General features: G+C 71.1%; 1 protein-coding gene and 2 pseudogenes. All 3 read right to left on the bottom strand.

Features of this window, described 5'->3' with window-relative positions:
- A pseudogene (locus GT030_RS02950) lies at positions 1 to 182 on the bottom strand (acetoacetate decarboxylase); the annotation flags it as partial.
- 90 nt (positions 183 to 272) lie between these two features.
- Entirely contained in the window at positions 273 to 1,250 is a 978-nt protein-coding gene (locus GT030_RS02955) for an alpha/beta hydrolase (protein WP_161199687.1), read from the bottom strand.
- 302 nt (positions 1,251 to 1,552) lie between these two features.
- Positions 1,553 to 1,880: pseudogene (locus tag GT030_RS02960) on the bottom strand (type III effector protein); the annotation flags it as partial.

Here is a 1,880-nt window from a genome sequence, read left to right on the forward strand (position 1 = left end):
TCGACCTTGGTCTTGGGCAGCTTCCGGAAGAAGTCCACTCCGCTGACGCGGGGGTCGCGGGCGACCGCGTCGAGATCGGTGTCCATCCGGTACCGGTCGTACAGGCCCCCCTTGAGGACCGGGACCGAGCGGCCGCCGAGGTCGACCTTGACGGTTTCGGGCTGGGGCTGGGACGAGGGCATGACGCGGCTCCTGGCAACGCATGTTGACGGTGATTACATCAGCGTAGCCACCAATGTAAGCACCGTCAACACGTCGTCGGGCGGGCTGCCTCAGTCGTCCGGATGCAGGGCCGATCCCAGGAAGTCGATGGCGATCTTGCGGGCGATGTTGGCCGCCCGGGTGTCGCGCAGGCTGTCCAGGAGGAGGAAGTCGTGGACCATGCCCGCGACCCGGACCGAGGTGACGTCGTTGCCCGCCTCGCGGAGCTTGTTGGCGTACTCCTCGCCCTCGTCGCGCAGCACGTCCGCCTCGTCGGTGATGACCAGCGTGGGCGGCAGGCCCTTCAACTCCTCCAGCGACGCCTGGAGCGGGGCGGCGTACTTCTCGGAGCGCTGGGACGGGTCGGCGGTGTAGGCGTCCCAGAACCACTTCATGCCGTCACGGGTGAGGTAGTAGCCCTCGGCGAACTGCGCGTAGGACGGCGTGTCGAAGCCGGCGTCGGCCACCGGGTAGAGCAGGCACTGGGCCTTGAGGTCGATGCCGCCGCGGTCCTTGTTCATCAGCGCGAACACCGTCGACATGCAGCCGCCGACGGACTCGCCGGTGACGGCGATGTTCGAGGTGTCCATGTCGTGCTCCGCGCCGTGCTTGAGGACCCACTGCCCCACGGCGTAGTTCTGCTCGACCTGGGTGGGGTACTTCGCCTCCGGCGCGCGGTCGTAGACCGGGAAGACGCCCACCGCGCCCGCGCCGACGGTGAGTTCGCGGAAGAGGCGGTCGTGGGTCTTGTCGTCGCCGAAGACCCAGCCGGCACCGTGGATGTAGATCAGCACCGGCAGCGGGCCGGTGACACCCTTGGGGCGGATGATGCGCGTGCGGACGGTGCCCCACTCGCCCGCGTCCACGTCGACCCACTCCTCGTCGACCTCGGGACGGGGCACGCTGGTGTCGCTCTGCAGGTTCGCGAGAATGGCCCGGCCCTGTTCCGGCGGGACCTCGTAGATCCGGGGGTGCGGATCGGTCGCCTCGGCCAGCTCCTTGGCGGCCGGTTCGAGGTACGGGGTGACGGGCGGTGGGATTTCGGACATGGCCACTCCTTGGGCTGTTCCTTCGGGCATGCGAGGGTCCCGTCGCACGGCCGGACCGGCCGTGCGTGGTGACGGCTGCCCCGAGCCGGGGATCACCCACGCACGTGATCCCCCTCGACCATGTTTGGGGGACCCGGCGTGGACCGCAACCGGCCACCCGGTGTCCCTCCGGACCCACCTGTGCGGGATGTCGCGAAGCCGGAGATCACGTCGCCGGGGGCGACGCCGAAGCAGGCCAGGCTGCCGGCCTCGTGCCGGGCGCGGCAGGAGTGGCGTCCGGTGAGCGCCGGAGAGGGGATGGGTCAGGGGGGTGTGAGGGTGTCGAGTTGCGCGGCGAGGTCGGGGTGGGTGCCGGTCAGGTGGGGCCGGGTGTCGGTGAGAGGGCGGATGAGCTCGGCGGGGTCGTCGTGGGCGAGGGCCGCGTGGAGCTTGCTGAGCAGGGTGTGGGCCGCGGGAGGCAGGTCGGTGAGGGCCGCGATCTGGCCGGCGATGCGGCGCAGGTCGGCCGCGTTGCGGCGGGCCCAGGTCGCGGTGGTGCGTTCGGCGGCGCGGCGTTCGCGGGTGGCCTGGACGCGCTGTTCGCCGGTGGTTCCGGCCGGGCCGGGACGGCCGCGCAGGTAGCGGCGTTCG

The organism is Streptomyces sp. SID1328, from assembly GCF_009865595.1.
GTDB lineage: Bacteria > Actinomycetota > Actinomycetes > Streptomycetales > Streptomycetaceae > Streptomyces > Streptomyces griseoluteus.